The sequence below is a fragment of the Stenotrophomonas sp. HMWF023 genome (assembly GCF_003060985.1).
Classification (GTDB): Bacteria; Pseudomonadota; Gammaproteobacteria; order Xanthomonadales; family Xanthomonadaceae; genus Stenotrophomonas; species Stenotrophomonas lactitubi.
Genome location: NZ_QAIJ01000281.1, coordinates 4,301 through 9,894, shown reverse-complemented (window position 1 = coordinate 9,894; position 5,594 = coordinate 4,301). Strand labels below are relative to the sequence as shown.

Below are 5,594 nucleotides of genomic sequence, written 5' to 3'. Positions count from 1 at the left end.
GACGCGGACCGTCGATCACTTCCACCGCCTGCTTCTCTGCGGCGGTCAGACCATCGCGCTCAACCCGGCCTTCGGTGATCAGCATGCCGCCCTTGGCGCCCGCCAGTCGCGCGGCAGCGCCCAGTTCGTTCACCGCAGCGGTGCCGATGCGATAGGCCAGGCCGTGCTTGCACGACACCCGCCAGGTGTTCGGGCCGTCGCTGAGCAGGAAATCGCTGCTCGGCTCACGGCTTTCCTCGCTCGGGTCCTGCAGTTCACGCAGGCCGCGCTGCTCGCGCAGCATGCGTTTGATCAGGGTGGAGAACTCGCGCCAGTGCATGCCAGCCAGGGCCTGCAGGCCCAGTTGCATTTCGGTACGTCGGCGCTTGACCCACCAGAGGTAGACGGTGGCGAGGGTGCAGGTAAGCAGGGCCGACAGCAGGGCCAGGATCCAGGGAAGCATGCAGGGCGACGACGGAAGGGGCGAAAACGGAAGCCCACAGTGTAAAGGGCCGACCGGGCGATTGCGTCAGGGTGTCCCCGACAGCAAGCGTGATGCAGCCCGCAGATCCGCACGCGCCAGACACGAAAAACCCGCCAATCCTGAAGCCGTGAGGGGAGGGAACAAACGGCAGCCGAAGCGATTGGCGGGTTCTACGCGATTGTCAACGAAAATTTATTGCGTTGCAACAAAGGCGGTTCAGGGCGTGCTGCCTGGCGACTGGTGGCTGCCCGGCGAGGGTGCGTCGACGTCGGTCGAGGCGCGATGTTCCAGCTTGGCCAGGCGCGCGGTCAGTGCATCGATGCGTGCTTCCAGCGCGGTCACTTCATCGGCGGTCGGCACGTGCAGACGCTTGAGCACACCCTGCACCTGGTCATCGAACGCCTTGTTGACCTTGCCCCACGTCCCGGAGGCCTTCTCGCGAGCTTCGTCCAGCGAGTGCTCGACGTTGTCGCGCCAGCCAGGTTCCTGCTCGCCGGTACGCTCACGGCGCCGGGCTTCCCAGGCTTCGCCTTCCTTCACCAGGCCATCGAAGAACCGGCCTCCTTCTGCCTGCGCGCGCCCCAGAGCGCCAAGTCCGGCCAGCCAGACCTGCTGTGCCGAATCGCTCAGCTTGCGCGAAAAGCGTTCTGCCTGGTCGCCGAAGCCGGCATCGTCGTCGCGGCGGTCGTCATTCTCGTAACGGTTCATCGCACTTCCCGGGGGAGTTGGGCCTACCCCCGAGAGTAGCGCGCGCCGACGTTGCTGGGCCGTGATGGCCGCAGCGCAGGGTCAGCCCAGCTTTTCCTTCAGCACACGCTGGATCTCGCTTTCCACCATGCCCTTCATCGCCGACAGCAGGAAGCCCAGCTTGGCCGTTACCCGCACCGCGCCCGGCTGCAGTTCGATCGCACCGTCCACGCCGCTGCCGGAGAAGTTCAACACGTCGGCGGCCCACGACGACTTCAGGCCGAAGCGTTCGCCCAGCTTGGCGGCAACCTGTTCGATCGCTTCACGTGCCTGGGTGTCGGGCAGGGTATGGGCGTGGCGGACATCGATGGTGGACATGCAGGCTCCTGGCGCAGGGCGGGGATCAATTGAGAGGGCGAGCATTGTGCGCATCGACAGCGCCCACGCCAAGCGCTCATCGCAGGTTCTTCTTCGTGGGCGGCCAACCTGCTAGTCTGCGCCGCGTGCAGAACCTGCTAGTTCACTTCAGTCAACAACAACAGCCCGACCAGCCGCTGCGGCCCGGGGTGCAGCGCATCGTGCGCCAGGCAAACGGCAGCGTGCGCCTGGGCGATGCCGGCAACGGCGCGCTGCTGCTCGCGCAGTTCTGCATGGACGACCGCGGCCTCTGGCTGCAGGTCGGCAACGGCATCCGCGGCATCCATGTGAACGGTCGCCCGGTACGGCGCATGGCCCTGCTGCGGGCGGGTGACGCGGTATACGTGGACGGCGTGGAAATGGTCCTGCAGGGCGAGGTCGACACCCTGCTGCAGGCACCGGCGCCGGCCGCCAGCATCGAAGGCAACGGTGACGAGCAGCGCCTGCTGCGCGGTGTCGGTGGCCTGCATCACGGCCGCAGTTACCCCCTGTCGCGCACGCGGGTGATCGGCCGTGGCAGCGATGTCGACATCGAGATTGACGAGCCCGCCTTCGCCGAACAGCACGCGCGGGTGGAAGTGCATGGCGAACGTGTATTGCTGCGTGATCTGGGCAGTGCCGATGGCACCCGGGTCAACGGCGTAGCCGTGCGCCACTGCTGGCTGCAGGCTGGTGACCAGGTCGTGTTCGATGGCCAGCACCGGTTCGTGCTGGAAGTGCCGCACGACCCGCGCCGCCGCCCGCCGCTGGCCGATGACGAAGGCGGCGACGAAGCCGAACAGGCGCCAGTGGTGCCGGTCGCCCCGCGTCGGGTGCGTCGCTGGCCCTGGCTGCTGGGCAGTGCGTTGCTGCTGGCGGCGGTGCTCAGCCTGCTGCTGTGGTTCGGCGCGCGCTGAACCGCATCCGCCGGGCATGGCCCGGCGCTACCGGCCTTCGCTCTGGTAGATGCCAACCTTGGTTGGCACGTTCCCTCCGCACCCATGACGCCTGCCGGCGTACGCCAACCAAGGTTGGCGGCTACCAAGACCATGCACGGCCCCGCACCGCGCGCGGCAAATGGATACGGATGCAACCAAATTTCCCTTGCGCCACTAGGCCGCAAGGCTGGTGCAGTGCGGCATACTAGGGGTCTTGCCCCACAGGTGTGCCATGACGCGCGCGTTCAACTTCAGTGCCGGCCCTGCAACGTTGCCGGAATCGGTCCTGCGCCAGGCGCAGGCGGAAATGCTGGACTGGCACGGTAGCGGTGCCTCCATCGTGGAAATGAGCCATCGCGGACCGGAATTCATGTCCGTGGCCGCCGAGGCCGAGGCCGACCTGCGTCGCCTGCTCGATATCCCAGAAGAGTATGCGGTGCTGTTCCTGCCCGGTGGCGCCACCACCCAGCAGGCCTTGATCCCGCTCAACTTCGCCAGCCCCGGCCAGCGTGCCGACTACGTGGTCACCGGCCACTGGGGCAAGACTGCGGTCAAGCAGGCCAGCCCGTACGTGGACGTCAACGTCGCCGCCAGCAGCGAGGCCGAACGCTATCGCCAGCTGCCCGAGCGCGCCGGCTGGCAGCTTTCGCCCGATGCTGCCTACGTGCACATCACCGCCAACGAGACCATCCACGGCGTCGAGTTCCGTGATGTGCCCGAGATCGGCGACGTGCCGCTGGTGGCCGATTTCAGCTCGTCCATCGCCAGCGAGCCGCTGGATGTACGCCGCTACGGCGTCATCTATGCCGGTGCGCAGAAGAACCTGGGTCCGGTCGGCATCGCGGTGATGATCATCCGTCGCGACCTGCTGGAGCGCAGTGGCCAGCCGCGCGCGGACATCTTCGATTACCGCTCGCACGTCGCCCGCGATTCCATGCTCAATACGCCGCCCACCTGGAACTGGTATCTGGCCGGCCTGGTGTTCAAGTGGATGCTCGCCGAAGGCGGCGTGGTCGAGTTCGCCAAGCGCAACGCCGCCAAGGCCGCGCTGGTGTACGGCGCCATCGATGCCTCCGGCGGCTTCTATCGCAACGAGGTCGCCCATTCGGCGCGCTCGCGGATGAACATCCCGTTCTTCCTGCCCAACACCGATCTCGATGCCCGTTTCGTCGCCGATGCCAAGGCCGCCGGCCTGCTGGCGCTGAAGGGCCACAAGGTGGTCGGTGGCATCCGTGCGTCGCTCTACAACGCCATGCCGCTGGCCGGGGCCGAGGCGCTGGTCGCCTTCATGGCCGATTTCCAGCAGCGTCACGGCTGAGCAATGAACGGCGCGCATCGTCGGGTGCGCGCCCCGCAACAAGGAATTCCGATGGCAAGCAAACCCAGCAAGAAGGCGTCGAAGAAGGCCGAACCGGTCAAGGACAGCGCCACCTCCAAGCCCAAGGGCAAGTCGAAGGCAACCGCAGTGCCGACACTGGCGCCACTGGCGCTGGCCGATGTGCGTTCGAAGATCGACCAGATCGACCGTGACATCCAGAGACTGATCGCCGAGCGCGCACAGTTCGCCCACCAGGTGGGCAAGGCCAAGGGCAAGCTCGCCGCCGCCGTCGATTACTACCGCCCCGAGCGCGAAGCGCAGGTGTTGCGCATGGTGGTGGACCGCAACGAAGGCCCGCTCAGCGATGAACTGCTGGTGCACGTCTACCGCGAAATCATGTCGGCCTGCCTGGCCCAGCAGGAGCCGCTGAAGATCGGTTACCTCGGTCCGGAAGGCACCTTCAGCCAGCAGGCCGTGCTCAAGCACTTCGGCCGCTCGGCGCTGGGCCTGCCGATGGCCAGCATCGAAGAAGTGTTCCAGGAAGTAGAAGCGGGCAACGCCGATTTCGGCGTGGTGCCGGTGGAGAACTCGGGGCAGGGCACCATCCAGATCACCCTGGACATGTTCCTCACCTCCAACCTGAAAATCTGCGGCGAAGTGGAACTGCGCGTGCAGCAGTACCTGATGTCGCGCAGTGGCCGCATCGAAGACATCGAGCGCGTCTACGGCCATCCGCAGTCGTTCATGCAGACCTCGGCATGGATGCGCGCCAACCTGCCCAAGGCCGAGAAGATTCCGGTGGCCAGCAATGCCGAAGGGGCGCGCCGTGCGCGTAATGCCGACGACGCTGCAGCCATCGGCGGCGAGAGCGCCGGCCACGTGTACGGCCTGAAGAAGGTCGTCACCAAGCCGATCCAGAACGATGCCGACAACACCACCCGTTTCCTGGTGGTGGGCCGCAACATCTTCCCGACCTCCGGCCACGACCGTACTTCGGTGCTGGTGTTCATCCATGACAAGCCCGGCGCGCTGTTCGATGTGCTCAGCCCGTTCGCGCGCCATGGCATCAGCATGAACCGCATCGAGTCGCGTCCCTCGCACCATGGCAAGTGGGAATACGGCTTCTTCATCGACCTGGCCGGCCATATCGACGACGCGCCGATGCAGGCAGCACTGGCCGAACTGGAAGCGCACTCGGCGCAGATCAAGGTGCTTGGCTCCTATCCGGTGGCCGTGCCCTGATCCCTGCTGCGGCGGCTGCGGCCGCCGCCCCTGATGCACCGCCGACGACCCGGCGTTTACGGAACAATTCAACGATGAGCAACGCGCAGCACTGGATCGCCCGCAAGGGCCAGCCCCTGCAGGGCAGCCTGACCATTCCCGGCGACAAGTCGGTCTCGCACCGCTCGGTGATGTTCGCCGCGCTGGCCGACGGTACCTCGCATATCGAAGGCTTCCTGGAAGGCGAAGACACCCGCGCCACCGCGCGCATCTTCAGCCAGCTGGGCGTGCGCATCGAAACCCCCAGTGCGTCGCAGCGCATCGTGCATGGCGTCGGCATCGACGGCCTGCAGGCACCCAGCGCACCGCTGGATTGCGGCAATGCCGGCACCGGCATGCGTCTGCTCGCCGGCCTGCTGGCCGGTCAGGCATTCGACAGCACGCTGGTTGGCGACGAATCGCTGTCCGGCCGTCCGATGCGCCGCGTCACCGGTCCGCTGTCGCAGATGGGCGCGAAGATCGACACCGAGGCAGACGGCACGCCGCCGCTGCACGTGCATGGCGGGCAGAC

Annotated in this window: 5 protein-coding genes and 2 pseudogenes; 4 read left to right on the top strand and 3 right to left on the bottom strand. The window is 66.7% G+C overall.

Annotation, left to right across the window (positions count from 1 at the left end; all coding sequences use genetic code 11):
• From DBR20_RS23340 to DBR20_RS15960, 3 genes and pseudogenes are all read right to left on the bottom strand, one after another.
• Positions 1–319: pseudogene (locus DBR20_RS23340) on the bottom strand (restriction endonuclease); the annotation flags it as partial.
• A gap of 360 nt (positions 320–679) precedes the next feature.
• A complete protein-coding gene (locus tag DBR20_RS15965; RefSeq protein ID WP_100552912.1) occupies positions 680–1,171 on the bottom strand; it encodes a phasin family protein in 492 nt (163 codons plus the stop codon).
• Between the two features lie 81 nt (positions 1,172–1,252).
• The gene (locus DBR20_RS15960; RefSeq protein WP_025876985.1) at positions 1,253–1,528 is read right to left on the bottom strand and encodes a polyhydroxyalkanoic acid system family protein; all 276 of its coding nucleotides are present in this window, start codon (positions 1,526–1,528) and stop codon (positions 1,253–1,255) included.
• Between the two features lie 125 nt (positions 1,529–1,653).
• Here DBR20_RS15960 and DBR20_RS15955 point away from each other — a divergent pair, with 125 nt between their 5' ends.
• The 4 genes and pseudogenes from DBR20_RS15955 to DBR20_RS23335 form a co-directional block, all read left to right on the top strand.
• Positions 1,654–2,463 carry an FHA domain-containing protein gene (locus tag DBR20_RS15955; protein ID WP_108266859.1) on the top strand — a complete coding sequence of 270 codons (810 nt, stop codon included), beginning with the start codon at positions 1,654–1,656 and terminating at the stop codon, positions 2,461–2,463.
• A gap of 253 nt (positions 2,464–2,716) precedes the next feature.
• Positions 2,717–3,802 carry a 3-phosphoserine/phosphohydroxythreonine transaminase gene (gene serC, locus DBR20_RS15950; RefSeq protein WP_108266857.1) on the top strand — a complete coding sequence of 362 codons (1,086 nt, stop codon included), beginning with the start codon at positions 2,717–2,719 and terminating at the stop codon, positions 3,800–3,802.
• Between the two features lie 51 nt (positions 3,803–3,853).
• Positions 3,854–5,044, top strand: a complete 1,191-nt coding sequence (gene pheA, locus DBR20_RS15945) for a prephenate dehydratase (RefSeq protein ID WP_108266855.1) — start codon at positions 3,854–3,856, stop codon at positions 5,042–5,044.
• A 74-nt stretch (positions 5,045–5,118) separates the two neighbouring features.
• Positions 5,119–5,594 (top strand): annotated as a pseudogene (locus DBR20_RS23335) (3-phosphoshikimate 1-carboxyvinyltransferase); the annotation flags it as partial.

What these genes read in the sequence shown, in the direction of transcription:
- DBR20_RS15965 (WP_100552912.1), bottom strand. Translation starts at nt 1,171, where the DNA reads ATGAACCGTTACGAGAATGACGACCGCCGCGACGACGATGCCGGCTTC.
- DBR20_RS15960 (WP_025876985.1), bottom strand. Translation starts at nt 1,528, where the DNA reads ATGTCCACCATCGATGTCCGCCACGCCCATACCCTGCCCGACACCCAG.
- serC (WP_108266857.1), top strand. Translation starts at nt 2,717, where the DNA reads ATGACGCGCGCGTTCAACTTCAGTGCCGGCCCTGCAACGTTGCCGGAA.
- pheA (WP_108266855.1), top strand. Translation starts at nt 3,854, where the DNA reads ATGGCAAGCAAACCCAGCAAGAAGGCGTCGAAGAAGGCCGAACCGGTC.